The 26,186-nt window shown below is 74.8% G+C and carries 20 protein-coding genes and 4 tRNA genes; 14 read left to right on the top strand and 10 right to left on the bottom strand.

The genetic code is table 11. The features are described 5' to 3' along the window. Nucleotides 1-5 precede the first annotated feature (5 nt). The 5 genes from IE98_RS0134835 to IE98_RS0134815 all read left to right on the top strand — a co-directional run bounded on the left by IE98_RS0134835 (nt 6) and on the right by IE98_RS0134815 (nt 3,127). A complete protein-coding gene (locus IE98_RS0134835; protein ID WP_030275800.1) occupies nt 6-1,358 on the top strand; it encodes an AAA family ATPase in 1,353 nt (450 codons plus the stop codon). A 156-nt stretch (nt 1,359-1,514) separates the two neighbouring features. Further along, nucleotides 1,515-1,916 carry a hypothetical protein gene (locus IE98_RS43550; protein ID WP_043175824.1) on the top strand — a complete coding sequence of 134 codons (402 nt, stop codon included), beginning with the start codon at nt 1,515-1,517 and terminating at the stop codon, nt 1,914-1,916. A 158-nt stretch (nt 1,917-2,074) separates the two neighbouring features. Beyond that, entirely contained in the window at nt 2,075-2,647 is a 573-nt protein-coding gene (locus IE98_RS45365) for a bifunctional DNA primase/polymerase (protein ID WP_234443794.1), read from the top strand. Beyond that, nucleotides 2,633-2,705: transfer RNA gene (locus IE98_RS0134820), tRNA-Lys, on the top strand. Before IE98_RS45365 ends, IE98_RS0134820 begins: the two co-directional genes overlap by 15 nt. Before the next feature lie 80 nt (nt 2,706-2,785). Further along, nucleotides 2,786-3,127 (top strand): hypothetical protein, encoded by a 342-nt coding sequence (locus IE98_RS0134815; protein WP_030275797.1) that lies wholly within the window; start codon nt 2,786-2,788, stop codon nt 3,125-3,127. A 97-nt stretch (nt 3,128-3,224) separates the two neighbouring features. Here the strand turns inward: IE98_RS0134815 and pgi are convergent, their stop codons facing one another. Next, on the bottom strand, nt 3,225-4,886 hold the full coding sequence (pgi, locus tag IE98_RS0134810; RefSeq protein WP_030275796.1) for a glucose-6-phosphate isomerase: 1,662 nt from the start codon (nt 4,884-4,886) through the stop codon (nt 3,225-3,227). Nucleotides 4,887-5,025: 139 nt separating this feature from the next. Continuing rightward, nucleotides 5,026-6,603, bottom strand: a complete 1,578-nt coding sequence (locus IE98_RS0134805; protein WP_030275795.1) for a Na+/H+ antiporter — start codon at nt 6,601-6,603, stop codon at nt 5,026-5,028. 156 nt (nt 6,604-6,759) lie between these two features. Here IE98_RS0134805 and IE98_RS43540 point away from each other — a divergent pair, with 156 nt between their 5' ends. The 3 genes from IE98_RS43540 to IE98_RS0134790 all read left to right on the top strand — a co-directional run bounded on the left by IE98_RS43540 (nt 6,760) and on the right by IE98_RS0134790 (nt 8,259). Next, a complete protein-coding gene (locus IE98_RS43540; protein ID WP_052391382.1) occupies nt 6,760-7,611 on the top strand; it encodes an alcohol dehydrogenase catalytic domain-containing protein in 852 nt (283 codons plus the stop codon). 40 nt (nt 7,612-7,651) lie between these two features. Further along, complete coding sequence (locus tag IE98_RS45800; protein WP_199923011.1) at nt 7,652-8,227, top strand: YdeI/OmpD-associated family protein; 576 nt, start codon at nt 7,652-7,654, stop codon at nt 8,225-8,227. Continuing rightward, a tRNA-Lys gene (locus IE98_RS0134790) sits at nt 8,198-8,259 on the top strand. Before IE98_RS45800 ends, IE98_RS0134790 begins: the two co-directional genes overlap by 30 nt. 106 nt (nt 8,260-8,365) lie before the next feature. Here the strand turns inward: IE98_RS0134790 and IE98_RS0134785 are convergent. Together IE98_RS0134785 and IE98_RS0134780 are read right to left on the bottom strand one after the other, a co-directional pair. After that, a complete protein-coding gene (locus tag IE98_RS0134785; protein ID WP_030275793.1) occupies nt 8,366-9,325 on the bottom strand; it encodes an N-acetylglucosamine kinase in 960 nt (319 codons plus the stop codon). 111 nt (nt 9,326-9,436) lie between these two features. Further along, the gene (locus IE98_RS0134780) at nt 9,437-11,128 is read right to left on the bottom strand and encodes a chitinase (protein ID WP_043175818.1); all 1,692 of its coding nucleotides are present in this window, start codon (nt 11,126-11,128) and stop codon (nt 9,437-9,439) included. A 247-nt stretch (nt 11,129-11,375) separates the two neighbouring features. Between IE98_RS0134780 and IE98_RS0134775 the strand changes: the two genes are divergently transcribed. After that, nucleotides 11,376-14,591 carry a S41 family peptidase gene (locus tag IE98_RS0134775; protein ID WP_030275791.1) on the top strand — a complete coding sequence of 1,072 codons (3,216 nt, stop codon included), beginning with the start codon at nt 11,376-11,378 and terminating at the stop codon, nt 14,589-14,591. Nucleotides 14,592-14,688: 97 nt separating this feature from the next. Here IE98_RS0134775 and IE98_RS0134770 read toward each other — a convergent pair whose 3' ends face one another. Both IE98_RS0134770 and IE98_RS0134765 read right to left on the bottom strand, forming a co-directional pair. Further along, entirely contained in the window at nt 14,689-14,895 is a 207-nt protein-coding gene (locus IE98_RS0134770) for a hypothetical protein (protein WP_030275790.1), read from the bottom strand. Nucleotides 14,896-15,016: 121 nt separating this feature from the next. Next, entirely contained in the window at nt 15,017-17,068 is a 2,052-nt protein-coding gene (locus tag IE98_RS0134765; protein WP_030275789.1) for a phosphocholine-specific phospholipase C, read from the bottom strand. Nucleotides 17,069-17,253: 185 nt separating this feature from the next. On the opposite strand from IE98_RS0134765, the gene IE98_RS0134760 reads away from it, so the two are divergent. Continuing rightward, on the top strand, nt 17,254-17,910 hold the full coding sequence (locus IE98_RS0134760; protein ID WP_030275788.1) for an NAD(P)H-binding protein: 657 nt from the start codon (nt 17,254-17,256) through the stop codon (nt 17,908-17,910). A 28-nt stretch (nt 17,911-17,938) separates the two neighbouring features. Here the strand turns inward: IE98_RS0134760 and IE98_RS0134755 are convergent, their stop codons facing one another. Together IE98_RS0134755 and IE98_RS0134750 are read right to left on the bottom strand one after the other, a co-directional pair. Continuing rightward, the gene (locus IE98_RS0134755; protein ID WP_030275787.1) at nt 17,939-18,589 is read right to left on the bottom strand and encodes a pentapeptide repeat-containing protein; all 651 of its coding nucleotides are present in this window, start codon (nt 18,587-18,589) and stop codon (nt 17,939-17,941) included. 101 nt (nt 18,590-18,690) lie between these two features. Beyond that, entirely contained in the window at nt 18,691-19,914 is a 1,224-nt protein-coding gene (locus IE98_RS0134750; protein ID WP_030275786.1) for a low temperature requirement protein A, read from the bottom strand. A 390-nt stretch (nt 19,915-20,304) separates the two neighbouring features. On the opposite strand from IE98_RS0134750, the gene IE98_RS49670 reads away from it, so the two are divergent. Together IE98_RS49670 and IE98_RS49665 are read left to right on the top strand one after the other, a co-directional pair. Further along, a tRNA-Lys gene (locus tag IE98_RS49670) sits at nt 20,305-20,375 on the top strand. A gap of 74 nt (nt 20,376-20,449) precedes the next feature. After that, a tRNA-OTHER gene (locus IE98_RS49665) sits at nt 20,450-20,539 on the top strand. 71 nt (nt 20,540-20,610) lie between these two features. Here the strand turns inward: IE98_RS49665 and IE98_RS0134745 are convergent. Further along, nucleotides 20,611-21,435, bottom strand: a complete 825-nt coding sequence (locus tag IE98_RS0134745) for a hypothetical protein (protein WP_030275785.1) — start codon at nt 21,433-21,435, stop codon at nt 20,611-20,613. A 242-nt stretch (nt 21,436-21,677) separates the two neighbouring features. Between IE98_RS0134745 and IE98_RS0134740 the strand changes: the two genes are divergently transcribed. Together IE98_RS0134740 and IE98_RS0134735 are read left to right on the top strand one after the other, a co-directional pair. Continuing rightward, complete coding sequence (locus IE98_RS0134740) at nt 21,678-24,035, top strand: transglycosylase domain-containing protein (protein WP_052391381.1); 2,358 nt, start codon at nt 21,678-21,680, stop codon at nt 24,033-24,035. A gap of 142 nt (nt 24,036-24,177) precedes the next feature. Continuing rightward, nucleotides 24,178-25,239: an EamA family transporter gene (locus IE98_RS0134735; RefSeq protein ID WP_078661535.1), complete on the top strand. Its 1,062-nt coding sequence runs from the start codon at nt 24,178-24,180 to the stop codon at nt 25,237-25,239. A 33-nt stretch (nt 25,240-25,272) separates the two neighbouring features. Here the strand turns inward: IE98_RS0134735 and lepB are convergent, their stop codons facing one another. Beyond that, nucleotides 25,273-26,088, bottom strand: a complete 816-nt coding sequence (gene lepB, locus IE98_RS0134730) for a signal peptidase I (protein ID WP_052391380.1) — start codon at nt 26,086-26,088, stop codon at nt 25,273-25,275. Nucleotides 26,089-26,186: the final 98 nt, after the last annotated feature.

Here is a 26,186-nt window from a genome sequence, read left to right as displayed (position 1 = left end):
CGGGCATGACTGCCGATCAGGCGCCGGGCGCCGTCGCCGACGCCGCCGTGGCGGCCATCCTGGAGGCCGCGGTGCGGCCGGCGCCGGGTGCGCCGCGCGGGGTGGTGGTGGACTCGCCGCCGGGCGCGGGCAAGTCGACGCTGGTGGTGCGCGCGGCGCGCGAGCTGGTGGCCTCCGGCGAGCGGCTGATGATCGTCGCGCAGACCAACAGCCAGGTCGACGACCTGGTGGACCGGCTGGCCGCCAAGGGGCCGGACCTCGGCATCGGCCGGCTGCACGCGGGCGACTCCCGCCCGGCACCGGAGGCGCTGCGGCACGGCAACGTGACGGCCTCGGAGAAGGTCGCCGACCTGCTGGAGCACGACGTGGTGGTCTCCACCGCGGCGAAGTGGCAGTGGGTGCGCACCGAGGCGCCGTGGCGGCACGCGATCGTGGACGAGGCGTACCAGATGCGTTCGGACGCGCTGCTGGCGGTGGCCCGGCTGTTCGAGCGGGCGCTGTTCGTCGGCGACCCCGGCCAGCTGGACCCGTTCACCGTGGTGGGCACCGACCAGTGGGCGGGGCTGTCGTACGACCCGTCGAGCAGCGCGGTGGTGACGCTGCTCGCGCACAACCCGGCGATCCGGCCGCACCGGCTGCCGGTGTCCTGGCGGCTGCCTGCCTCGGCGGCGCCGCTGATCTCGGCGGCGTTCTACCCGTACACGCCGTTCCGCTCGGGCACCGGGCAGGGCGAGCGGCGGCTGACGGCGGGCGTCCGGGCGGACGGCTCGCCGGTGGACGCGGCGATCGACGAGGCGGTGGAGAGCGGCTGGGCGCTGCTGGAGCTGCCCGCGCGGCACACCGTGCGGACGGATCCGCAGGCGGTGGCCGCGGTCGCGGCGGTCGTCCGGCGACTGCTGGACCGCGGGCTGACGGCGCACTCCGAGCAGGGTTCCGCCCCGGTGGCGCCGGGCCGGATCGCGGTCGGCACCGCGCACCGCGACCAGGCCGCTGCGGTGCGGCAGGCACTGGTGGCGCTGGACGTGCCGGTGGACGCGGCGGTCGGTCCGGCGGTGACGGTGGACACCGCGAACCGGCTGCAGGGCCGCGAGTACGACGTGACGGTGGTGCTGCACCCGCTCTCCGGACGGCCCGACGCGACGGCCTTCCACCTGGAGACCGGCCGGCTGTGCGTGCTCGCCTCGCGGCACCGGCACGCCTGCATCGTGGTGGCCCGGGCGGGGATCGCCGAGCTGCTCGACGAGCATCCGTCGACGGAGCCGGTGCAGCTGGGGGTGGCGGTGAAGTTCCCGGACGGCTGGGAGGCCAACCACGCGGTGCTGGCGCACCTGGCCGCGCACCGGGTGCCGCTGTCCTGACGGCGGACGGCGGCCGGTCGGGGGCGCGCCGCAGGTGACACGTGCGCCCCGGCGGGGAATAGCGACCTGGTGCACACCGTTCCGCTACGGGCCGCCGCCGCGCGACAATGGACGACGGCCCTTTCCTGTCACCGGCGTCTCCGGAGGTGTCCGTCCATGCCCGATCCCCATGCGCAGGCGTCCGACCAGAGCGGTGTCCCCGCGCAGGCCGCCCCGGGCCCGGGTACCCCTCCTGCACGTCGGCTGCGGCCGGCCCAGCTGCTCTTCGAGCCGCAGGCCGACGAGCCGGAGCAGGAGCGTTTCTTCGACCTGGAGTCCATCGAGGACCCGGCCGAACTGCTGCGCCGTTCCACCGAGTTGGCGTTGGCGTTCCGGGCGGCCGCGGAGCGCGCCACCGACTTCCAGGCGATCGCCGCCGCGCAGCTCGCCGACACCCGTCGCTTCGACGCGCTGAGCCCGACGGAGATCGCCGCCCGCGCGGACTGGACGCCCGACTACGCGGTGCGCATGGTCGAGTACGGCCGCGGCCTGCAGAAGCAGCGCAGCGCGGAGCACTGAGCCGGCCCGCCCCGGCGCCGCCGAACCGGGCCTCTGGCATATGCGGCCGGTAAGGGTACGCCGTGGCGCGGTGCGGTGTCCGGCGAACCGGGTTTTCCGTCCGTTCCGGCGGCGGTACGGTCCACGCTGCTGGGGTGGACATCTGGACGTATCAATCCGTGGAGTACGTCACGGTCGCCGGCGAGGCCTGGCTGGCCTCGGCCAGCGAGTACCCGCGCTCCATGCGGGCCCTGTGGGAGGCGCGTCCCTGGGCCTCCACCGTGCTGCCCTGCGGTCGCGCCTTCGACGTGATCAGCATGCCGTCGCTGTTCGGCCGCCGGGTGCTGGACGAGTTGTGGTCCTCCGGCCCGGGCTGCGGCCCGGTCGCCGCCTTCCGCGGACGCACCCTGCTCTTCGTCCAGCCGGGCGCGGCGCCCCGGCTGCGCACCCTGCTGGCCTGGGAGGAGTGGGCGCGCGACGTCCCGCCGCTGCTCTGCCACGGCAAGGGCGACGCGGTGACCGTGCCGCCGGTGCAGCGGATGGTGGACGCCCCGGACTCGCCCGGGCTCGGCGCGGGCCGCTGGATCGTCGCCCCGGACTCCCGCGAGCCGTGGCTGCCGGGGGCGGCCGTGGTGCTGTGGGCCTGCGTCCGGGCGGCGCGCGGCGAGGCCCGTGCGGCGGCCCTGCCGGCGCTCCCCCCGCAGGTGGCGGAGGAGCCCGCCGGGGTGCTGCACCCGGCGCCGTCGGCCTGAGCCCGCGAGCAGCTGACTCTTAATCAGCGGGTCCGGGGTTCGAGTCCCTGGCGGCGCACAGACGGTCGAAGGCCCCTCGCGGAAGCGGGGGGCCTTCGGCGTTCCGTGGTGCGTCCACGACTGCTAATCTCGCCGTCCATGGCGCCCGACGATCCCGCGCGCAGTACGCCGCCGGGCTGGGAGGAGTGGCTCCGCGCCGAGCTCGCCGGCCTGGAGTCGTCCGCGCTGCGCGCGCACCGGATCGCCGTGTGGCGCCACCGGCTGCTGGTGGCCCTGGCCGTGCTGGGCGGGGCCGCGCTGATCGTGCTGCTGGCGCTGCTCCCGCGCTCCGCGGAGCTGCGCCGCACCCCGGTGCCGCCGGGCCCGGCGACCGCCACCGGCTCCCCGCGCGCCTCGGCCGGGCCGACCTCGCCGGCCTCGGCCTGCTGCCCGCCGAACCAGCCCGGCGGCTGCCCGAACTGCTGGACGGCGGGGCGCTGACCACCCGTCAAGGTGCCGCCGCGGCAACCCGGGACGCGGCGGGTCCGGACACGGCGGCGGGGCCGCCCCGACCGGGGCGGCACCGCCACCCGCGCGATCAGCGGTCGCGCAGCGCGCGGTAGCGCGCGACCAGCCCGGCCGTGGAGCTGTCCAGCTTCTCGGCGCCCTCGCCGGTCAGCAGCACCGGCTCGATCCGCTTGGCCAGCACCTTGCCCAGCTCGACGCCCCACTGGTCGAAGGAGTCGATGTTCCAGATCGCGCCCTGGACGAACACCTTGTGCTCGTAGAGCGCGACGAGCTGGCCGAGCACCGACGGGGTGAGCTCGGCGGCCAGCACGGTGGTGGTGGGGTGGTTTCCGCGGAAGGTCTTGTGCGGCACCAGCTCGGCAGGCACGCCCTCGGCCGCGACCTCCTCGGCGGTCTTGCCGAAGGCCAGCGCCTGGGTCTGCGCGAAGAAGTTGGCCATCAGCAGGTCGTGCTGGGCGACCAGGCCGGGCAGCAGGGCCTCGACCGGCTTCGCGAAGCCGATGAAGTCGGCCGGGATCACCTTGGTGCCCTGGTGCAGCAGCTGGTAGTAGGCGTGCTGGCCGTTGGTGCCGGGGGTGCCCCAGACCACCGGACCGGTCTGCCAGGTCACCGGCCGGCCCTCGCGGTCCACCGACTTGCCGTTGGACTCCATGTCCAGCTGCTGCAGGTAGGCGGTGAACTTCGACAGGTAGTGCGAGTACGGCAGCACCGCGTGCGACTGGGCGTCGAAGAACGCGCCGTACCAGACGCCGAGCAGGCCGAGCAGCAGCGGGACGTTCTGCTCCGGCGGAGCGGTGCGGAAGTGCTCGTCGACCAGGTGGAAGCCGTCCAGCATCTCGCGGAACCGCTCCGGGCCGATGGCGATCATCAGCGAGAGGCCGATGGCGGAGTCGTAGGAGTAGCGGCCGCCCACCCAGTCCCAGAACTCGAACATGTTGGCGGTGTCGATGCCGAAGTCGGCGACGCCCTGCGCGTTGGTGGAGAGCGCGACGAAGTGCTTGGCGACCGCGTCGGTGTCCGCGCGCAGCTCGGTGAGCAGCCAGTTCTTCGCGGAGACCGCGTTGGTGACGGTCTCGATGGTGGTGAAGGTCTTGGACGCGACGACGAACAGCGTCTCCTCGGCGTCCGCGCCGACCAGTGCCTCGTTCAGGTCGGCGCCGTCCACGTTGGAGACGAAGCGGACGTCGATGCCGCGGTCGGTGAAGGAGCGCAGCACCTCGTAGGCCATCGCCGGGCCGAGGTCGGAGCCGCCGATGCCGATGTTGACGACCGTGCGGATGCGCTTGCCGGTGTGGCCCGTCCACTCGCCGCTGCGGACGCGGTCGGCGAAGGCGGCCATCTTGTCGAGCACCGCGTGCACGGCGGGCACGACGTTCTCGCCGTCCACCTCGACCACGGCGTTGCGCGGGGCGCGCAGCGCGGTGTGCAGGACGGCGCGGTCCTCGGTGATGTTGATCTTCTCGCCGCGGAACATCGCGTCGCGCAGGGCGGCCACGCCGGTGGCCCCGGCGAGCTCGCGCAGCAGGGCCAGCGTCTCGTCGGTCACCAGCTGCTTGGAGTAGTCGACGTGCAGGTCGCCGACGGTCAGGGTGTACCGCTCACCGCGCTCGGGGTCGGCCTCGAACAGCCCGCGCAGGTGCTGCTCACCGAGCTCCTCGCGGTGCTTGGCCAGCGCGGCCCACTGGGGCGTGCGGTCCAGGGGGATGCGAGAGCCGGGACGGTTCTCCGACATCGGTTGCTCCTTGAATCATCCGGATGCGTTACCTGCAGGGCCCGGCGGGAGGGTGCGCGAGGACGTGCGGCAGCGTGGTGCGTGGCGCCGACTCCGTTGACGGCCTTGCCCGCCGCCAGCCTATCCCCGGCCGGCCCGCTCACTTGCGCGCCGAGCGGAGGTCGAGCTCGCGCAACACCCGGTCGGCCATCCCGGGGTCACTGCCCGGCTCCCCACGGGCCGTCAGCACCTCCCGGCGGGAGGCGGCGATCATCTCCTGCTCGACCTCGGCCGCCTGTCGCCAGCGGGCCAGACGGCGTTTGGCCTCGGCCGCCTCGTCCTCCTCGTACCGCTCGGGATAGAGCCGGGCGAGCCGGTCGTGCTGGCGTTCGCGGAGGCGGTCGACGAGTTCGGCGGGCAGCCGTCGCTCCTCCTCCAGCTCCTCCAGCCGGTGCAGTCCCGCCTTCGCGGCCCGCCAGCGCAGCACCCGCAGCGCCTCGTCGTGGACGTCCGGGTGGTCGCGCAGGCCGAGCAGCCGCACCAGCCAGGGCAGCGAGAGCCCCTGCACCAGGAGGGTGAACAGCACCACGGAGAAGGCGACGAAGACGATCTCGCTGCGGTCGGGGAAGGGCCCGCCGTGCACGGTGAGCGGCACCGCGAGGGCGAGCGCCACGGTGGCCACCCCGCGCATCCCGGACCACCAGAGCACCACGGTCTCGCGCCAGCTGATCGGGGTGTCCTCCTCGCCGTGGGTGAGCCGTTCGGAGATCCAGGCGGCGGGCAGCAGCCACAGCAGCCGGACGAGCACCACCGCGGCGACCACCCAGGCGGTGTCGCCGAGCATGCCGCGCCAGCTGGAGCGGACGTCGGCCAGCACGGTGCTCAGCTCCAGGCCGATCAGGCCGAAGGCCACACCGGTGATGAGGATCTCGACGATCTCCCAGAAGGCGTTGCCGACCAGCCGGAAGGACACGTCGTCCGCGTCGGCGGCCCGGTCGGCGAGGTACAGCGCGCAGACCACCACGGCGAGCACGCCCGAGCCGTGCGCCTCCTCGGCGAGGGTGTAGGCGGCGAACGGGACGAGCAGGTTGAGCGCGACCTGCTGGGTGGGGTCGTCGAGCCGGCCGGCCAGCCAGGTGTTCAGCCAGCCCAGGGCGATCCCCAGGACGACGGCGACCACCGCGGAGAGCACCAGGCGCAGGGCGGCGTCCGCCGTGGAGAAGTGGCCGCTGACCACCGCCTCGATGGCCAGCGAGTAGATGACGATCGCGGTGACGTCGTTGAACAGGCCCTCGCCCTCCAGCACCGCGACCAGGCGGCGCGGCAGGCCGATCGAGCCGGCCACCGCGACCGCGGCCACCGGGTCGGGCGGCGAGACCAGCGCGCCGAGCGCCACCGCCGCGGCGAGCGGCAGGCCGGGCACCCGCCACTGGAAGACGGCGGCCACCACGGTCGTGGTGACGGCGACCAGGGCGACCGCCAGCAGCAGGATCGGCCGGACGTTGGCGCGGAAGTAGCGGACGGAGGAGCGCCGGGCCACCGCGAAGATCAGCGGCGGCAGCACCAGCGGCAGGATGAAGTCCGGGTCGACCCGGACGTTGGGGATCTGCGGGACGAGCGCCATGGCCAGACCGAGCAGGGTCATCAGCACCGGCTGCGGCACGTGGATGCGGCGGGCCAGCGGCATCGTCACCACGGACGCGAGGAGCACCAGGAACAGCAGCGACAGCTGGGCCACCCATCCACTCCCTGTCCGTACGCCCCGGTCCGTGCGACATGCGGTCCCCTACCCCGCAGATCAGCATAAATGTGACTAAGCACCCGCCCGGCGCGGCTCGCCGGGCACACGGACGGGAGCGGGCACGGGAGCGGGCACGGGAGCGGGAGGTGACCGGTGCGGGCGCTGGAGTACCCGGGACCGGGCCGTGCGGCCGGCCTCCCGCGGACGGTCGAGGCGGTGGTGCCGCGGCCGGGCCCGGGGCAGGTCCTCGTCCGGGTGGAGACGGCCGGGCTGCCGCCGGTCGGCGGCGCCCCGGCCGGGGTGCCGGGGCTGGAGTTCGCCGGGGTGGTGGTGCAGCTCGGCCCGGGCACGTACGGCCTGGAGGTCGGCGACGAGGTGCTCGGCCACTGCCCGGCGGGTGCCTGCGCCGAGTACGTCGCCGCGGACGCCGACCGGGTGACGCACCGGCCCGCCGCGCTGCTCTGGGCCGAGGCGGCGGTGCTGCCGGTCACCGCGGCGGGCGTCCGGGCCGCCCTGGACCGGCTCGGGGTGCGGCGCGGCCGGACCCTGCTGGTGCACGGCGCCGGGGCGGCGGCCGGCCGGGCGGCCGTCTCGCTCGCGCTGCGGCGCGGCGCCGCGGTGCTGGCGGTGGCGGCCGAACGGGAGCACGCGGCGCTGCGCGAGGCCGGCGCCGTGCCGATCGGCTACGGCGCGCAGCTGGCCGACCGTGCCCGGGCCGCCGCGCCGCAGGGCGTGGACGCGGTGCTGGACGCCGTCGGCCCGGGCACCGCGACGCTCTGGCCGGAGCTGGCGGGCGGCCCGGAGCGGGTGGCTGCGCCGGTGCCGCCGCCGGGCGGGCGGACGGTCGGCGCCGCCGAGTCCGCGGAGCTGGGCGAACTGGTGGAGCTGTGGGAGGAGGGGGCCTTCCGGCTGGTGCCGGACGCCGTCCTGGGGTTGGCGGAGGCCGCCGCCCACCGGCCGCCGCCGGGCGGCGGGCTGCTCGCGGTGGTCGCCCCCTGGACCTGATCCCGCCTCATCCGTCGGTGCGCTGTGGTTCACTGCGGGCATGGCCGACCTGCCGGACACGCTCGCCTTCGACTCCGCCGAGGAGTTCGAGGCCTGGCTCGACGCGCACCACGACTCCTCCCCCGGGATCTGGCTGAAGCTCCGCAAGAAGACCCCGGGCGTCACCTCGCTGGACTACCCCGGGGCGTTGGACGCCGCGCTCTGCTTCGGCTGGATCGACGGACAGAAGCGGTCCTTCGACGACCGGCACTGGCTGCAGCGGTTCACGCCCCGTACGGCCCGCAGCCGCTGGTCCAAGATCAACCGGGAGAAGGTGCAGGCGCTCACCGCCGCCGGCCGGATGCGCCCGGCCGGCCTCGCCGAGGTCGAGCGGGCCCGGGCCGACGGCCGGTGGGACGCCGCCTACGACAGCCCCCGCTCGGCGACCGTGCCGGACGACCTGGCCGCGGCCCTGGCCGCGGTGCCTGCCGCGGCGGAGAACTTCGCCGCCCTGGACGGCACCAACCGGTACTCGATCCTGCACCGGGTGCAGGAGGCCAAGCGGCCGGAGACCCGGGCCCGTCGCATCGAGAAGTTCGTGGCCATGCTGGCCGCCGGGGAAGCAGCTGACTCTTAATCAGCGGGTCCGGGGTTCGAGTCCCTGGCGGCGCACAGACGGTCGAAGGCCCCTCGCGGAAGCGGGGGGCCTTCGGCGTTCCCGGGACCTTCCCCGCGCACATGGTCGGCTGCCCGACTGCCCGGTGAAGACGGATCCCTAGGCGCCGGAGGCGACCAGGGTGCGGTGGAGTTCCTCGGTGGCGGCGCCGGGGCCGAGGGTGCGGGCGGCGAGCCAGGCGGCCGCGCCGGCGGTGCTGCCCGCGGTGCGGACCCCGGCGGCCGGCCAGCGTGCGGCCACGCCCGCCCGGACGGCGTCGGCGAGCGGGGACGTCGGGCCGAGCACCCCGCCGGCGAGGACCACCGGCCGTGCCGATCCGGCCGGGCGGACGGTCTCCAGGGTGGCCAGCAGATGGCGGGCCGCCTCGTCGACCAGCCGCTGCGCCTCGCCCTCGCCGGCGGCGGCCGCCTCCAGCACCAGCGGGGCGAGCCGGGCCAGTCGGACGGGCGGTTCGCCGTACACCGCGCCGAGCAGCGCGGCCCGCAGGCCGTCCCCGGCGGACCGCCCGGCGAGTTCCACGGCGGCCGCCGCCGCGGTACCGGCGAGCGGCCGGCCGGCGTCGACGGCGGTGAGTGCGAGGCGGACGGCCTCCCGGCCGAGCCACTGGCCGGAGCCGAGGTCGCCGAGCAGCCAGCCGTGGCCGTCGGCGAGCCGGACGGGCGTGTGGTCGCGCACCTCGGCGGCGACCGCACCGGTGCCGCCGATCAGGACGGAGCCGTCCGGGCTGCCGGTGCCCGCGGTGTAGGCGAGCGCGAGGTCGCTGGTGGTACGGGGGGTGACGGAGAGTCCGACCTCGGGCCAGAGCCCGTCGAGTCCGGGTTCGGCGACCAGCGCACCGGCCAGGCCGACCACGCCGGCCGCGACCTCGGACGCGTCCAGGCCGGCGAGGGCGGCCCGCAGGGTGGCGCCGACCGCCCGGGCGGCGGCGGCCCGGCCGTGCGCGACGGGGTTGGCGCCCTCGCCGCGGGCCCGGCCCAGGACCCGGCCGTGCAGGTCGGCGACGACCGCCCGGCTGCCGGTGCCGCCGGCGTCGAGGCCGAGGACGAGCGGGCCGATCATGGGCTCTCCCTGCTGGTGGTCGGGCTGTCCCCATGATCGGCCGCCGCCGCGGGGGCGTCAACGACACCGGGCCCCGGGCGGAAGGTCCGCCCGGGGCCCGGTGGGTGCGGGTCAGCCGAAGTAGGCGTCGAAGTTCTTGGAGAACTCCTGCCCGCCGAAGCGGTCCCAGTTGATCGACCAGGTCATCAGGCCGCGCAGGTTCGGCTGCGCCCCGCCGCGCGGGACGTAGCTGCCGCAGTTGACGGCCTTGGTCAGGCAGTCCAGCGCCTTGTTCACCTCGGCCGGGGCGACGTAGCCGTTGCCCGCGTTGGTGGTGGCGGGCATGCCGATGGCGACCTGCGAGGCGGCCAGCGGCGGGAACACGTTCGCCGTGTTGCCGGCCACCGGGAAGCCCTTGAGCAGCATGTCGGTCATCGCGACGTGGAAGTCCGCGCCGCCCATCGAGTGGTACTGGTTGTCCAGGCCCATGATGGAGCCGGAGTTGTAGTCCTGGACGTGCAGCAGGGTCAGGTCGTTGCGCATCGCGTGGATGACCGGCAGGTAGGCGCCGGCCCGCGGGTCCTGGCCGCCCCAGGGGCCCGAACCGTAGTACTGGTAGCCGAGTTGGACGAAGAAGGTCTCCGGGGCCATGGTCAGCACGAAGCCGGCGCCGTACTTGGCCTTGAGCGTCTTCAGTGCCGAGATCAGGTTGACCACCACCGGGGTGGTGGGGTTCTTGAAGTCGGTGTCGCCGGTGTTGAGGGAGAGCGAGTGGCCCTCGAAGTCGATGTCGAGGCCGTCCAGGCCCCACTTGTCGATGATCGCCGAGACCGAGGAGACGAAGGCGTCGCGGGCGGCGGTGGTGGTGAGCTGGACCTGGCCGTTCTGGCCGCCGATCGAGATCAGCACCTTCTTGCCCTGGGCGCGCTTGGCGGCGATGGCCGCCTTGAAGTCGGCGTCGGACTCGACGGTCGGGCACTCGGTCGCCGGGCAGCGGTTGAACCGGATGTCGCCGGAGGTCACCGAGGTCGGCTCGCCGAAGGACAGGTTGATGACGTCCCAGGACGCCGGGACGTCCGCCATCCGGGTGTAGCCGGCGCCGTTGGCGAAGCTCGCGTGCAGGTAGCCGACCAGCGCGTGCGCGGGCAGTCCGCCACCGGGCGGCTGGGTGGTCGGGGGCTGCGAGGTCGGCGGCTGCGAGGTCGGCGGCTGGCTGGTCGGCGGCTGCGACGTCGGGGGCTGGGAGGTGGGCGGCTGCGACGTCGGGGGCTGGCTGGTCGGCGGCTGCGAGGGTGCGCCCGGGCCGTCCAGCGAGATGTCGTCGGCCCAGTAGGTGCCCTGGCCGTACCAGCCGTGGGTGAAGACGGTGGCGCTGGTCTGGCTGGCGCCGGTGGTGAAGCTGACGGTCAGCTTCTGGTAGGCGCCGCCGGTGCTCGGCGTCCAGGTCGAGGCTCCGCCGTCGACGCCGAGGTAGACGTAGGCGCCCTTCACCCAGGCGCTGAGCGTGTAGGCGGTGTTGGGGGCGACCGCGACGGTCTGCGTGCACTGGGCGTTGTCGCTCGCCGAGGCGGCCCCGGCGAGGGCGTAACTTCCGCTGTGGGACTGGCCGGTGACGACGCTGCCGGTGCCGCCGGTGCAGCTGAACGGAGCGAGCGAGCCGCTCTCGAAGCCGCCGTTGGCCAGGAACTCGCCGGCACTGGCGGAGTTGGCGAGGCCGACGGTCAGCGCGACGGCGCCGGCTGCGGCGACCGTCCAGGCGGTGGCGGCCGCGAGCAGGCGGCGGCCGGGCGGTGCGGCGTGGGAGGGTCTGGCGGTAGCGCGCATGTGGGGGATGCTCCTGCCGTGGGACAGCCGTGAGACAAGGGGGTGTCCGGGCGCGGTGGGGGCCGGCCGGGCGTGCGGCCGCCGCGGCAGGAGGCGCCGCATTGGACTGGACCACACTTGGACTAGACCACTGAAGCGGAATCCCCGCGGCCCTGTCAATGGAGTCGGCGCACCGTCAGGGCGCGCCGTCGCAGGCCGAGTAGGGCGGCGGGTTGCGCGGCCCCCGAGGCCGCCGAACCATGGAGAAGTGTCCGGATATCTGAGGTACCCCCACGTTCGCGGTGATCTGCTCACCTTCACCGCGGAGGACGACGTGTGGGTGGCGCCGCTGCGCCCGGACGGCACCGTCGGACGCGCCTGGCGGGTGAGCTGCGACCGCGTCCGGGTCAGCCACCCCCGGCTCTCCCCCGACGGCCGCACCGTCGCCTGGACCAGCTGGCAGGCGCTGACCCCCGAGGTGTGGACGGCCCCGGCGGAGGGCGGCGAGGCCGTCCGGCTGACCTTCTGGGGCAGCCACGACACCCGCGTCCGCAGCTGGCTGCCCAACGGCGAGGTCCTCGCCGTGACCTCGTACCACGAGCCCTTCGCCCACTACACCTGGGCGTACGCGCTGCCGCCGAACGGCGCGCCCGGCCGCCGGATGCCCTGGGGACCGGTCAACGACGCCCAGGCCGGGCTCGCCCACACGGTGCTGCTGACCTGCGCCGCACCGCACGGCCCGGCCTCCTGGAAGCGCTACCGTGGCGGCGCCACCGGCCGGCTCTGGCTCGACCACGGCGAGCTGCTGCCCGGACACACCGGGCACCTGGCCTCGCCGATGCCGGTCGGTGAGCCGGACGACCCGCGGATCGCCTTCCTCTCCGACCACGAGGGCGTCGGCAACGTCTACTCCTGCCGCCCCGACGGCTCCGACCTGCGCCGGCACACCGACCACGCCTCGTACTACGCCCGCGAGGCCGCCTCGGACGGCACCCGGATCGTCTACCAGCACGCCGGGGACCTCTGGCTGCTGGACGGCCTGGACTCCCCCGCACCGCACCGCCTCGACGTGCCGCTCGGCGGCTCCCGGGCCGGCCGCCGCCCGTACCAGGTGTCGGCGGCGCTGAACGTCAAGGACCTGGTCTGCGACCCGACCGGCCGGGCCGGGGTGGTCAACGTCCGCGGCAGCCTGTACTGGCTCACCCACCGCGAGGGCCCGGCCCGGGTGCTCGCCGACACGCCGGGGGTGCGCACCCGGCTGCCGGTGCTGCCCGCGTTCGGCGGCCACGTCGCCTGGATCACCGACGCGGAGGGCGAGGACGCCGTCGAGATCGCCCCGCTGCCCTCCCGCGGCAGCGACGGCGGCCCGTCCCGGCGGATCGCCGCGGGCCGGATCGGCCACGTCCAGGAGCTGTCCGCCGCCCCCGACGGGCGCCATCTGGCGGTGGCCGCCTCCGACGGGCGGCTGCTGCTGGTCGCCACCGAGGACGGCGAGGTCCGCGAGGTGGCGTCCTCGCAGTACGGCCCGGTCAGCAGCCCCGCCTTCTCCCCGGACTCCCAGTGGCTCACCTGGTCGCAACCGGTCGCCGGCCGGTCGCTGCGGGCGATCCGGCTGACCCGGGTGGACGCCGCGGAGCGGATCGTGGACGTCACCGGCGGCCGGTTCGAGGACGAGCACCCCGTCTTCACCCGGGACGGCCGCTTCCTGGTCTTCCTCTCCTGGCGCGGCTTCGACCCGGTGCACGACGTGCACACCGGCGACATGTCCTTCCCGCTGGGCTGCCGCCCCTACCTCGTCCCGCTGTCCGCCGACACCCCGTCCCCCTTCGCCGCCCCGGTGGAGGGCCGCCCCGCGGTCGGGCTGGACCCGGACGAGGCCACCGGCGACGGCACCGTCACCGTCGACCAGGACGGCCTCACCAAGCGGCTGGTGCCCTTCCCCGTCACCGCCTCGAAGTACTCGGCGACGGCGCCCGTCCGCGGCGGGGTCCTCTGGCTTCGCTGGCCGATCTCCGGCGCCCTCGGCCAGACCTTCGCCAGCCCGACCGACACCTCCGGCAAGCCCTCGCTGGAGTACTTCGACCTCGCGCACGGCACCCGCTCGACCGTCGCCGACCAGCTGGACGGCTTCTCGGTCTCCGGCGACGGCGGCTCCGTCCTGGTGTTCTCCGCCGGCGTGCTCAAGCTGCACCCGCTGCCGCTCGGCTCCCCCATCACCGTCGACCTGCGGCGGATCACCCACATCGTGCACCCCGCCGCCGAATGGCGGCAGGCCTACCACGAGGCGGCCCGGATCGTCCGGGACCAGTTCTGGGACGCGGACATGTGCGGCCTGGACTGGCCCGAGCTGATCGCCCAGTACGAGCCGCTGCTGGAGCGGATCGCCGGCCCCGACGACTTCGCCGACCTGCTGCGCGAACTGCTCGGCGAACTCGGCACCTCGCACGCCTACGTCACGCCCTCGCGCCGCGGCGAGGGCCCGCAGCTGCTCCAGCAGCCGCTCGGGCTGCTCGGCGCGAACGCGCACCGCGACCCGGACGGCCGCTGGCTGGTCGACCGGATCCTGCCCGGGGAGTCCTCCGACCCGCGGGCCCGGGCGCCGCTGGCCGGCTTCGGCCTCCAGGACGGCGACGAACTGGTCGCCGTCGACGGCCGCCCGCCGGACCCGCTGCGCGGCCCGGCCCCGCTGCTGGCCGGCACCGGCGGCACCACCGTCGAACTCACCCTGCGCTGCAAGGACTCCGGCCGGCTCCGGCGGATCGCCGTCACCCCGCTCACCGACGAACGGCCGATCCGCTACCAGGACTGGGTGGTGAAGCGCCGCAAGCTGGTCCGCGAGTTCAGCGACGGCCGCTGCGGCTACCTGCACATCCCGGACCTCGGCGGCTCCGGCTGGGCCCAGTTCAACCGCGACCTGCGCAGCGAACTGGCCAAGCCGGCGCTGATCCTGGACGTCCGCGGCAACGCCGGCGGCAACGTCTCCGAGCTGGTCCTGGAGAAGCTGAACCGCCGGGTGCTGGCCTGGGACTTCACCCGCGGACGGCACCCGGTGCGCTGGCCCCGGGACGCGCCGCGCGGCCCGCTGGTCGCCCTCGCCGACCACGCCACCAGCTCGGACGGCGACGTGATCATCGCCGCCATCAAGCTGCTCGGGCTCGGCCCGGTGGTCGGCACCCGCACCTGGGGCGGTGTGGTCGGGATGACCGGCCGGCACGTGCTCGGCGACGGCACCCAGATCTCGGTGCCCAAGAACGCGTCCTGGTTCACCGAGGGCATCGGGTGGTCGGTGGAGAACCACGGCGTCGAACCGGACGTGGAGGTGCTGCGCACCCCGCACAGCTGGGCCCGCGGCGAGCACACCGACCTGGCGGCCGCGGTCGAACTCGCCATGGAGCTGCTGGCGGAGCAGCACGCGGCCGTGCCGCCGCCGGGGGACACGCCCCGGCCCGACCTGCGGCGCCCGCCCCTGCCGCCGCGCGACTGAACCCGCGGGGGCGGGGCAGGGCCGAGGGGGCACGGCCGGCGGCCGTGCCCCCTCGGGTGCGGATCGGTGTTCGCGATCGGGTCGGTGGTCGGGTCGGTCAGTCCCAGGGATCGCCCTCGGCGGTCATGTCGGCCGCGGCCCTGCGGTCCTCTTCCATCTGCTCCACCCGGTGCTGGGCGTCCATGCGGCTCTTCTCGGCGGTGTCGCCGAAGGCGTCGGCTGCCTCGTCGTGCGCGAGCGCCGCGCGCCCGGCCGGATCGCCCGACTCGTGCGCCTTGTGCCGGAACCTGTCGAAGATGCCCATGTCTTCCTCCTCGCGTGCAGTCCGACCCGGGCCTCCCTCACTGTCACACTACGCCGCGGGGCATGCCACCGGGGGCGCCCGCGCCGCGGGCGGCGGCGCGGGCGGGCGTCCCCCGTTCGGCTCAGCCGGAGACGCTGGCGGCGCCGGTCTCCAGGTGGCCGGTGAACCGCTGGGACCAGGTCGGGTCCGAGTCGACCGTCACCGTGAAGTCGTACCAGCCGTTGTTGTAGGCCACCGCGTTGAAGAAGTCCGAGGCGGTGCCGCCGGCCGGCACGGTGTACGTCCAGGGGCCGTCGGTGCGGTAGTTGGTCGAGGTGACGGTGAAGGTGACCGCCGCGGTGCCCGTGTTGGCGAAGGCGAACCAGAGCGCGAGCTTGCCGGTGGTCGGGGCGTTCGCGTAGGAGGCGGTGACCGAGACCAGTTTGCCGGGCTTGGTGGCGTCGCCCTTGAAGCGGCGCAGGAAGCGGTTCGGGCCGACCACGCCCAGGTCGTACGGGCCGCCGCCGAAGCCGGTGCCGCAGTTGAAGAAGTCGCTGGTGGAGCCGCCGCCGTCGACGGTGTACTGCCAGGGGCCGCCGCTGCGGTAGGCGTTGGCGTAGGCCGCGAAGTGCGCGGCCCCGGCGGCGCCAGGGTTGGCCATCGCGATCCACACCTTCATCACGCCGCCGGAGCCGAACTCCAGGTGGTCGAGGTTGGCGTTCGGCTGGTAGGGCAGCGCGCGGGCCGGGCGGGTGCCGGGCTCCTGCTGGGGCAGCTTGTTGTCGACCGGCGCCGGGTTGGGCAGCGGGCCGCAGGCCGCCAGGCCGATGGTGGCGTCCGTGTTGGGGAGGGCGGGCAGCCCGTACACCGGGTTGGCGAAGTCGAACATGCCGGTGAGGTCGCCGCAGACCTTGCGGCGCCAGGCGCTGATGTTGGGGCAGGTGGCGGGCTTGCCGACGGCGGCCGTCCACCTCTCCAGGAAGCGCAGCACCGAGGTGTGGTCGGAGACCTCGGAGCTGACCCAGCCGCCGCGGGTCCACGGGGATATCGCGATCAGCGGGACGCGGAAGCCGAGGCCGATGTTGGTGCCGTTGTAGAACTCGCCGGCCGTGCCGGCCGGGGCCGCCGGCGGCGGGACGTGGTCGAAGAAGCCGTCGTTCTCGTCGTAGTTGAGGAAGAGGACGGTGGAGTCGAAGACGTCCGGGTCCGCGTTGAGCGCGTCCATCACCATGTGCACGAAGTGCGCGCCGTCGGCCGGGGTGGCGTACGGGTGCTCGGAGGAGGCCTGGTCGGGGACGATCCAGGAGACCTGCGGCAGGGTGCCGGCCACCACGTCGGCGCGGATCGCGGCGGCGATGTCGTCCGGGGTCCTCCCGGTCTTCTTCGGGACGGAGCCCATGCCCTTGACCGCCAGCGGGCTGCCCGCCGGGGCGGAGCTGAACTGGGTGAAGTAGGCGAGGGCGTTGTCGCCGTAGTTGTCGGCGGCGTTCTGGTAGACCTTCCAGCTCACGCCGGCCGCCTCCAGCGCCTCGGCGTAGGTCTGCCAGCGCAGCCCGGACTCGTCGCCGCCGTCGTGGGCCGGGCCGCCCGCGGTGCCGTCCGGGTCGATCTGGCCGGACCAGTGGTAGGTGCGGTTGGGGCCGGTCGCGCTCAGCACCGAGCAGAAGTAGGCGTCGTTGACCGTCCAGTTGTCGGCCAGCGCGTAGTGGAAGGGGATGTCGGCGCGGGTCAGGTGGCCGAGCGTGCGGACGTTGCCCTTGGCGGAGACCCAGGAGTCGAGCTTGCCGCCGTTCCACGCCTTGTGCTGGTCGGACCAGGCGTGCGACAGGTCGCCGTTGCACTGGGCCAGGCGCTCCGGGTCCGCGCCGCCGGCCGGCTTGGTGGCGCTGAACTGCCACGGGTACTGCCGGCCCAGCCCGTTCGGCTGGTTGAAGACGCTGTAGCCGCCGGCGACCTGGATGGCGCTGCGGTCGGCGAAGCCGCGGACGCCCTTCAGCATGCCGAAGTAGTGGTCGAAGCTGCGGTTCTCCTGCATCAGGATGACGACGTGCCGGGCGTCGGCGATGGTGCCGGTCGTGCTGAGGCCGGCCGCCGAGGCCCGGGTGGTGCCGCCCAGCGCGGTGGAGGCCACCGCGGCTCCCGCCGCGGCGCTCGCCGACAACGCCATGAACTTCCTGCGACTCAGCTCAGCCATCGGGCCGCCGTCCCTTCGGTGATGATGTCCGGTGATGTTGTATGAACACGTTGCCGTGCCATCGGTCGCGGAGAATCGTCACGCAGGGCGGGGTGCCATGGCCATGGCCGTGCCGGAAGTTTGACGGACTGTTCGCCGCCGCGTCGCCCGGCGACCGGACGGTGAACGGGGATAGCGTGGCCGGTATGCGCATCGTCATCGCCGGTGGACACGGACGGATCGCCCTGCACCTAGAGCAGCTGCTCGCCGACCGCGGGGACACCCCGGTCGGGCTCGTCCGGCGCACCGAACACGCCGACGACCTGCGGCAGCGCGGCGCCGAGCCGGTCGTCCTCGACCTGGAGGCCACGGACCCGAAGACGCTCGCCGCCGTCCTGGACGGGGCCGACGCGGTGGTGTTCGCGGCCGGCGCGGGGCCGGGCAGCGGCGCCGCCCGCAAGGACACCGTGGACCGCGCGGCCGCCGCCCTGCTCGCCGACGCCGCAGAACTCGCCGGCGTCCGGCGCTACCTGATGATCTCCTCGATCGGCGCGGACGCCTCCGCACCGGACGGGTCGGACCCGGTCTTCGGCGCCTACCTGCGTGCCAAGGGCGCCGCCGACGACGACCTGCGGCGGCGCACCGCACTGGACTGGACGGTGCTCCGCCCCGGCCCGCTCACCGACGCACCGCCCACCGGCCTCGTCCGGCTCGGCGATGCCGTCGGACGCGGCCCGGTGCCGCGGGCGGACGTGGCGGCGGTGCTGGCCGCCCTGCTCACCGAGCCCGCGCCCGCGGTCGGGCGGACCCTGGAACTGATGTCGGGCGACCGGACGGTCGCGGAGGCGCTCGCCGCGCTCTGATCCTCCGGGCGGCCCGTCGCCCGCCCGCTCAGTCCTTGACGGTGATGCCGAGGGCCTGGGCGAAGAGCGGGGCCAGCTCGAACAGCTGGCCGGTGTTCAGGACGGCGCCGGAGAGGCCGAGGTGGGCGTCGGGCAGGCCCAGCGCCGCCGCACCGCGCAGGTCCACCTTCTCCATCCGGGCGCCGGCGAACCGGACCCCGTCGAGGGTGGAGCCCGGCACCGACACCGAGGTCAGCTTCGCCTCGCCGAGGTCGACGTCGCGCAGCAGGCAGTCCTCGAAGACGACGTCCCGCAGGACGGCGCCGCGCAGGTTGACCGCCTCCAGCTTGCAGCCGCGCAGCACCACCCGGCGCAGCGCCGAGCCGTACCAGGAGATCCCGGCGAGCACCGAGCCGAGGAGGGTCGCGTCCTGCCACTCGCTCTCGGCGAGGTCGGCGCCGACCAGGCGGCAGCCCTGCAGCCAGACCTCGTTGAAGCGGGCGTGGCGCAGGCCGGTGCCGTCCAGCTCGACCCCGGTGAAGGCGCACTCCAGGAAGCCGGCGCCGCCCGCCCGGCCGTCGTACGTGCCGCCGTCGAAGTGCACGGTGTCGTAGCGCCCGTCGCCGTGGAGCCGGCCGGTGTGCGGGCTCAGCAGCTCGGCGTACGGGAGGTCGGCGAGCTGCTCGGGGACGGCGGGCATGGCGGGGCCGATCTGTGCGGGGACGGGCTGCTGCCGCCATCCTGGCAGCCGCCACCGACAACCCGCGGCCCCGCCGGTGGTCGGTGGCGGCTCGGTGGGCCTCAGGCCGGGCGGTGGTTGAGGCGGCGGGCGCGCAGGGCGATGCCGACGGCCACGGTGGCGGCGGCGACCAGGCCGGCCGCGAGGACGGCGTCGCGGCCGAGGGCGGTGCAGGCCAGCACGGCGACCGCGGCGGCCGGCAGCACCGCCTGCTCGGCACCCTGCTTGAAGTGCCGGGACTGCAGCAGCCAGACCGTGAACAGGTAGAGCGCGGCCGGCACGGTCACCGCCGCGGCTGCGGCCACCGCGCCGATGTGCGCCTGGTGGACGGAGAACTCCACCGTCACCTCCAGGCCCGCGCCGATCGCGGCCGCCGAACCGAGCACCAGGTAGTGCCCGTAGCCCCAGAGGAAGGCCTGCCGGTTGGAACGCAGCCGGCCGTGCACGGGCTCGGCGAAGTAGATCCACCAGGCGGCGAAGCAGAGCAGCACGCCGCCGGCGGCGATCGGCAGCAGGTCGCCGATCGCCTCGTGCTCGTCCAGCGCGGTCTGCACGGCGAGGGTCGCGGCGGCCACCGTCTCGCCGAGCACGATCAGGGTGAACAGGCCGTACCGCTCGGCGATGTGGTGCGGGTGCCAGGTGGTCTGCGCGCTGCGCTCGGCCAGCACCGGCACCGCCAGCTCGGCCAGGATGCCGAGCGGGATGACGTACGCGTAGGCGGCGTGCGGGACGAGCAGGATCAGCCCCCAGCCGATCTGGCAGAGGGTGATGCCGAGGGCGTAGCGCAGGGCGACGGTGCGGGCCGCCCCGGTCTCGCAGGCGGCGGCGCGCAGCCACTGGGTGACCATGGCGAAGCGCATCAGCACGTAGCCGACCACCGAGAGCACCAGGTCCTGGTTCTGGAACATCCGGGGCACGCCGGCCGCGAGCACCAGCACACCGGTGATCTGCACCAGGGTGGTCAGGCGGTACGGGACGTCGTCGACGTCGTACGCGGAGGCGAACCAGGTGAAGTTCATCCAGGCCCACCAGATGGCGAAGAAGACGAACAGGTAGCGCGGGACGCCGGTGGCGGCGTGGCCCTCGGCGAGGGCGTGCGCGAGCTGGACCCCGGCCTGGGCGACGGCGACCACGAAGCAGAGGTCGAAGAAGAGCTCCAGCGGGGTGGCGGTGCGGTGCGGTTCGCTGCGCGAGCGGGGGGCCATCCGCCGGACCGGGCGGGCGTGCTGGAGGTGGGCGGGGGTGCCGGCCGCCGCGGTCGGCGGCCCGTCCGCTTCGCTGGTCATGGTGCCGCCTTCGGGGAGTTCGGACCGGGGCTCTGCCCCGTGATCCTGGCATTCCCGCAGGCCGTGCGCACGCATCCGGGGCAGCGGTGCCGCCGGGCGGACCACCGTCAACCCCGGCTGACGGCGGAGTGCGCGAACCGGGTGACAGGACCGTGCGGCGCGGCGTGTGCCCGCCGAGGTGTTCCGCTCCCTCCCGGTTCGCCCGCTAGATTCCCTGGCGACTGGAACGACGACACGGGCGGTCTGCGGGCAACGCGGAAGGTCAAGGCGGAGGTCGGAACACGGGGGCGGTCTCTCCGCACGGCCCCGTGCGCCGCGGCCGCCTCGTGATCACCGCGCTGCCTGCCGGCGCGCGGTCGCCGCCGCCCTGTCGTCGCCGGTCGCCTCCGGGCAGCCGCCGGGCCAGCCGCCGGGGCTGACTCTTAATCAGCGGGTCCGGGGTTCGAGTCCCTGGCGGCGCACAGACGGTCGAAGGCCCCTCGCGGAAGCGGGGGGCCTTCGGCGTTCCCCGGGCGGCACCCACCGCGGGCCGCGGGCGGCCGCCGGATGGTGCGGGAGGCCCCTCGGAACCGTGTATTGCTGACTCTTAATCAGCGGGTCCGGGGTTCGAGTCCCTGGCGGCGCACAGACGGTCGAAGGCCCCTCGCGGAAGCGGGGGGCCTTCGGCGTTCCCCGGGGCTGCGCCGACGTTCCGGGTCAGCGGCGCAGCAGGCGGTGCAGGGAGTCCTTCATCGCGGCCGTGAACGACTCGCGCTGGCCGGCCTCCAGGAGGTCGAGCGAGAGGTACGGGTTGAGGTCCTCCAGTTCGACCAGCAGCAGGTCGCCGTCGGCGGTGCGGCAGGCGTCGACGCGCTGGATGCCGTGGTCGATGGTGTTCCAGGCCACGAAGCGCCGGGCGAAGGCGAGGTCCTCCGCGCTCGGGCGGTAGGGCGCGAGCTGCCAGCGCACGTCCTTGTCGGGGGTGTGCAGGGCGTACTGGAACTCCCGGTCGACGAAGTAGAAGGACACCTCGTAGCGGAAGTCGATCCTGGGCTGGATGAGCATGCCGCCGGCGGCGGCGATCCCGGCGATCCGGTCCGGGCCGACGACCTCCAGGCCGATGGAGTCGGCGCCGAGCTTGGGCTTGGCCACGTACTCGGCGACGTCGGGGAGGCGGTCCAGCTCGTCCGGGGCCTCCGCGGTCGGGATGACCGGGTGGCCGGCGGCCGACAGGTCGAGCAGGTACTGCTTCCCGGCCATGTCCGCACGGCCGGTCAGCTCGTTGAACACACGGGTGCCGCGCCGCAGCGCCTCGGCCCGGAAGGCGTCGTACTGCTCCTGGTAGTGCAGCACCGGGCCGCTGTTGCGCACCACGACGCCGTCGAAGGAGTCCATCAGGCCGGCCGCATCCAGCGGGTGGCAGAGGGCGACGGCGAAGTCGGTGCGCAGCGCGGCGGAGAGGTGGGTGTCCTCGTCGCCGTAACGCCGGCCGCGGGCCGGATAGGTGAGGTCGGTCACGTACAGGATGCTCGGGCGGGCCATGGTGCTCCTCGTGCGGGCGGGTCCGGGCACCCTATCCGCCCCGCCACGGCGGGGCGGCGGGCGCGGAGGGCGGCGGAGCGGCACCGGCGGGTCGGCGGGGCGGCCGCCGCGAGGTGAGGGAACGGTAAGGAAAAATGGGACATAAGTCCCTAACGCCTGACAAGTCGATCAGGCAGGGTGGGACGGTCCATGCCGTCCGACGGGTGAGCGACCTTTGCGGGGCTCGCAGGAAGGGAACTCCGGTGCCCCGTACTTCGCAGCAGAGCGGTCCCGGCGCGCCCCGGGGACGGTGGTCCGGCCGCCGGACGGGACAGCGGCGCACCGGCTGGCGGCGGCTGGTCCCGACCTGGCGGACGGCGCTGGCCGGCTCGGTGGCGGCGGTGCTGCTCGCGGTCGGCCTCTTCGCGCTGGGGCTGACCCTGGTGCAGGTGCCGGACGCGCACGCCGCCGCGACGGCGCAGAGCAACACCTGGCTGTACTCCGACGGCACGCTGATCGCCCGGACCGGCCAGACCAACCGGCAGAACGTGCCGCTCGACCGGATCTCCCCCGCCGCCCGGCACGCCGCCCTGGCCGCCGAGGACCGCAACTTCTATCACGAGGGCGCCGTCAACCTGCAGGGCCTGACCCGGGCCGCGTTCAACACCGCGACCGGCAAGGCCACCCAGGGCGGCTCGACGATCACCCAGCAGTACGTCAAGAACACCTACCTCAGCCAGAAGCAGAGCGTCACCCGCAAGGTGAAGGAGCTCTTCATCGCGATCAAGGTGGACGCGACGGAGAGCAAGGACGACGTCCTCGCCGGGTACCTCAACACCGCGTACTACGGACGCGGCGCCTACGGCATCCAGGCGGCCGCGCAGGCGTACTTCGGGATCGACGCGGACCGGCTGGACGCCGCCCAGGGCGCCTACCTGGCGGCGCTGCTGAACGCGCCCAGCGCGTACGACGTCGCCACCGCCACCCCGCAGGGCAGGCAGAACGCGACGAACCGCTGGAACTACGTGCTGGACGGCATGGTGCAGGAGCACTGGCTGTCCGCCGCGGAGCGGACCGCCACCGCCTTCCCCGAGGTGCAGCAGCCGAAGAGCGCTCCCGGTCTCTCCGGTCAGGCCGGCTACCTGGTCGCCGCCGCGACCGACTACCTGACCTCGCAGCACGTCCTGAGCGACGCCCAGCTCGCCCAGGGCGGCTACACGATCACCCTGACCGTGGACGCCGAGCGGGAGCGCCAGCTGCAGGCCGCCGTCCGCGGCCAGCTCACCGACAACCTCGACCCGGCGAAGCGCAAGAAGGACGCCGACGCCCAGGCCGGCGCCGTCTCGCTGGACCCGAGGACCGGGGCGGTGCTCGCGCTCTACGGCGGCAGCGACGCCACCCGGCACTGGATCGACAACGCGACCCGGCAGGACTACCAGGCCGGCTCCACCTTCAAGGCGATCGCGCTGGCCGCCGCGATGGACAGCGAGGCCCGCACCCAGGCCGGCCGCCGGATCACCGCCGACACCGTGTACGACGGCACCAGCGGGCGGCCCGTCCGCGGCGGCACCGGCACGCCGTACGCCCCGCCGAACGAGGGCGGCAAGGACTACGGGCAGATCACCCTGCAGCAGGCCACCGACTGGTCGGTCAACTCCGTCTACGCGCAGCTCGCGCAGGACACCGGGCTGGAGACCGTCCGGAGGACCGCCGTCGCGCTCGGCCTGCCCGCCGACACCCCGGGGCTGTCCGCCGTCCCGTCGATCCCGCTCGGCGCGGCCACACCCAGCGTGCTGCAGATGGCCGGGGCGTACGCGGCGCTCGACAACGACGGCAAGCAGATCACCCCGTGGCTGGTGAAGTCCGTCGGCGTGGAGGGCGAGCAGGTGCCGCTGCCGGCGCACAGCACCACCCAGGCGGTCGGCGCCGAGGCGGCCCGGGCCACCACCGCGATGCTGCAGGGCGTCGTCGACGACCCGGGCGGCACCGGCTGGCGGGCGGGCGCCCTGAACCGGCCGGTCGCCGGCAAGACCGGCACCACCGACAACTCCCGGTCGGTCTGGTTCGTCGGCTACACCCCCGAGCTGGTCACGGCCGTCGCGCTGTTCGGCCAGGACCCGGCCACCGGCGCCCAGGTCACCCTGGACGGGGTCGGCGGCACCGGCGAGGCCGCGGGCGGCCGCTACCCGACGCTGATCTGGGCCGCCTACATGAAGGCCGCGCTGGCCGGCGAGCCGGTCTCCGACTTCACGGCGCCGAAGCAGGTGCGCACCCGGCCGGCCGAGCCGTCGCCGACCGGCAGCGCCCCGGCAGCACCGTCCGTCGCGCCGTCCTCGCCGACGGCCAGTGCGCCGGCCGAGGCGGTTCCCAGCGAGCAGCCCGAGCGCCCGTGGGCGTCGAAGGGTGCCGCGGTGCCGGGCGCGGGCCGCCCCGGCACCGGGACGGGGACGGGCACCTCGGGCGGCGGAACGGGCTCGGGCGGCAGCACGGGCGGCGGGGGCGGTCTGCTCGGCTACGGCTCGGGGACGGGGTCCGGCTCCGGTTCGGGCGGGACGGGGTCCGGTTCGGGCGGGACCTCCACCGGTGGCGGGACGGGCACGGCACCGGGCACCCGGGGGTAGCCCGGGGCGGACCGGCGGCCGCCGGTTGGTGGCCGCCGGCGCTGCGGGACCGGCCCGGGGCCACCCGCACGCGACGGCGCACAGGACCATTAGGTGAGATGGCACCTTACCAAGTGCGTCCACGGACTGGCACAATGCGTCGGTGCGCAGCTCCTCCCCCTCCCCCACCCGTGGCATCGGCTCGCTCGGCCTCTCCCTGGCCCTGGTGTCGGCCTTCGCCTTCGGCGGCTCCGGCACCGCCGCGAAACCGCTGATCGAGGCGGGTCTCTCACCGCTGCACGTGGTGTGGCTGCGGGTGACCGGTGCCGCCGTGGTGCTGCTGCCGCTCGCCTACCGGCACCGGGACGCCGTCCGCCAGCGCCCCGGTCTGCTGCTCGGCTTCGGCCTGCTGGCCGTGGCGGGCGTGCAGGCCTGCTACTTCGCGGCGATCTCCCGGATCCCGGTCGGCGTCGCGCTGCTCATCGAGTACCTCGGGCCGCCGCTGCTGCTCGCCTACGTGAAGTTCGTGCAGCGCCGTCCCGTCTCGCGCGGGGCCGCGATCGGCGCCGGTGTCGCCGTCACCGGCCTGGCCTGCGTCGTCGAGGTCTGGAACGGGCTCGGCTTCGACGCGCTCGGCGTCGCCTTCGCCCTCGGCGCGGCCTGCTGCCAGGTCGGCTACTTCGTGCTCGCGGACGCCGGCCGCCGCGGCGACAAGCCGATCGACCCGATCGCGGTCAGCGCGTACGGCCTGCTGATCGGTGCCGTCGTGCTCACCGCCTTCACCCGGCCGTGGCAGGCGGACTGGAGCCTGCTCGGCGGCTCGGTCACCATGAACGGCCACAGCCTGCCCGCGGTGCTGCCCGCCGCCTGGATGGTGCTGGTCGCGACCGTGCTGGCCTACCTGACCGGTGTGGTCGCCGTCCAGCACCTGTCCCCGCCGGTGGCCGGTGTGGTCGCCAACCTGGAGGCCGTGGTCGCGACCGTCCTCGCCTGGGTGCTGCTCGGCGAGCACCTCGGCGCGCCGCAGCTGCTCGGCGGCGCACTGGTCCTGGCGGGCGCCTTCGCGGCCCAGACCAGCAAGCCCGCCCCGGCACCGGCACCTGAGCGGACGGTGGCCGCCGCCGGCGCGTCCGACCCGGTCACCGGGAGTGGCGGGGGCCGCGACGCCGAGGACGGCGTGGACGTCGAGGACGTGCCGAGGGACGCCGTCCGCGGATCCGCCTGACCTCCTGCCGGGCGTGTCCCGGTCGGCCCGCCGTCAGCGGCCGGACCAGCCGAACCAGTCGACGTGCCCGAGCGGCCACACCACGGCGGCGGCCGGACCGACCACGTTCGCCACCGGCACCGCGCCGTCGCCCGGCCCGTCGCGGTGGTACCGGGAGTCCGCCGAGTTGCTGCGGTGGTCGCCCTCCACCCAGACGTACCCCTGCGGCACGGTGACCGGACCGAAGTCCAGGCCCGAACAGGAGTCGTCCCCGACGTGCAGGTACGGCTCCGCCACCGGGTGCCCGTCCACCCGCAGCACCGTCCCGGCGCACTGGACGGTCTGACCGCCGGTCGCGATGACCCGCTTGACCAGGTAGTTGTCGTCCTTCGGCGGCAGCAGGCCGACGAAGCTCAGCACGGCGTCGAAGGCGCCCGGCAGGGTGCCCGAGGACTCCGGCTGGTTCGGCAGCCAGTTGCCCGGGTCGCGGAATACCACCGGCTCGCCCGGCCTGGGCTCCCAGCCGGTGAGGACGGCCAGCTTGTTGACCGCCACCCGGTCGTGGATCCGCAGCGTGTTCTCCATCGAACCGGACGGGATGGTGAACACCTGGAACAGACAGGTCTTGATCACCAGCGCCACCACCAGGCCGAAGGCGGCCATCACCGGCAGCTCGACCCACCAGGGCCAGCGGCGCCGGGGACCCTTGCCGCGGCCGCTGCCGCTGCCGCTGCCGTGGTCGGTGGGACCGTCCGCGGGCCGGTCCGCGAGGCGGTCCGCGGGGCGGGCGTCCGCCGGGGTGTCCGGGTGCCGGGAGGGCTCGGGGCCCGTCGACGGCTCCGCGCCGGGGGTGCCCACGTAGCTGGTCATCTGCAGTGCCACCCTCCGCGCCACCGCCGGGCCGCGCCGGGGCCCGGCGGGCCGGCTCGGCGACTGCCCCGCCGGTGGTTCGAGATCGCCGGTCGAAG

The sequence above is a fragment of the Streptomyces sp. NRRL B-24484 genome (genome assembly GCF_000717715.1).
In the GTDB taxonomy this organism is placed as follows: Bacteria; Actinomycetota; Actinomycetes; order Streptomycetales; family Streptomycetaceae; genus Kitasatospora.
Note: the sequence above shows the minus strand (reverse complement) of the source record. Positions and strands in the feature narration are given on the sequence as shown.

Excerpts from the sequence above, each read along its gene's own strand:
- IE98_RS0134750 (WP_030275786.1), bottom strand. The coding sequence starts at position 19,914 with ATGACCAGCGAAGCGGACGGGCCGCCGACCGCGGCGGCCGGCACCCCC.
- IE98_RS0134815 (WP_030275797.1), top strand. The coding sequence starts at position 2,786 with ATGGCGCCCGACGATCCCGCGCGCAGTACGCCGCCGGGCTGGGAGGAG.
- IE98_RS0134765 (WP_030275789.1), bottom strand. The coding sequence starts at position 17,068 with ATGGCTGAGCTGAGTCGCAGGAAGTTCATGGCGTTGTCGGCGAGCGCC.
- IE98_RS0134755 (WP_030275787.1), bottom strand. The coding sequence starts at position 18,589 with ATGCCCGCCGTCCCCGAGCAGCTCGCCGACCTCCCGTACGCCGAGCTG.
- IE98_RS0134835 (WP_030275800.1), top strand. The coding sequence starts at position 6 with ATGACTGCCGATCAGGCGCCGGGCGCCGTCGCCGACGCCGCCGTGGCG.
- lepB (WP_052391380.1), bottom strand. The coding sequence starts at position 26,088 with ATGACCAGCTACGTGGGCACCCCCGGCGCGGAGCCGTCGACGGGCCCC.
- pgi (WP_030275796.1), bottom strand. The coding sequence starts at position 4,886 with ATGTCGGAGAACCGTCCCGGCTCTCGCATCCCCCTGGACCGCACGCCC.
- IE98_RS0134745 (WP_030275785.1), bottom strand. The coding sequence starts at position 21,435 with ATGGCCCGCCCGAGCATCCTGTACGTGACCGACCTCACCTATCCGGCC.
- IE98_RS0134760 (WP_030275788.1), top strand. The coding sequence starts at position 17,254 with ATGCGCATCGTCATCGCCGGTGGACACGGACGGATCGCCCTGCACCTA.
- IE98_RS0134770 (WP_030275790.1), bottom strand. The coding sequence starts at position 14,895 with ATGGGCATCTTCGACAGGTTCCGGCACAAGGCGCACGAGTCGGGCGAT.
- IE98_RS45800 (WP_199923011.1), top strand. The coding sequence starts at position 7,652 with ATGGCCGACCTGCCGGACACGCTCGCCTTCGACTCCGCCGAGGAGTTC.
- IE98_RS43550 (WP_043175824.1), top strand. The coding sequence starts at position 1,515 with ATGCCCGATCCCCATGCGCAGGCGTCCGACCAGAGCGGTGTCCCCGCG.
- IE98_RS0134780 (WP_043175818.1), bottom strand. The coding sequence starts at position 11,128 with ATGCGCGCTACCGCCAGACCCTCCCACGCCGCACCGCCCGGCCGCCGC.
- IE98_RS0134785 (WP_030275793.1), bottom strand. The coding sequence starts at position 9,325 with ATGATCGGCCCGCTCGTCCTCGGCCTCGACGCCGGCGGCACCGGCAGC.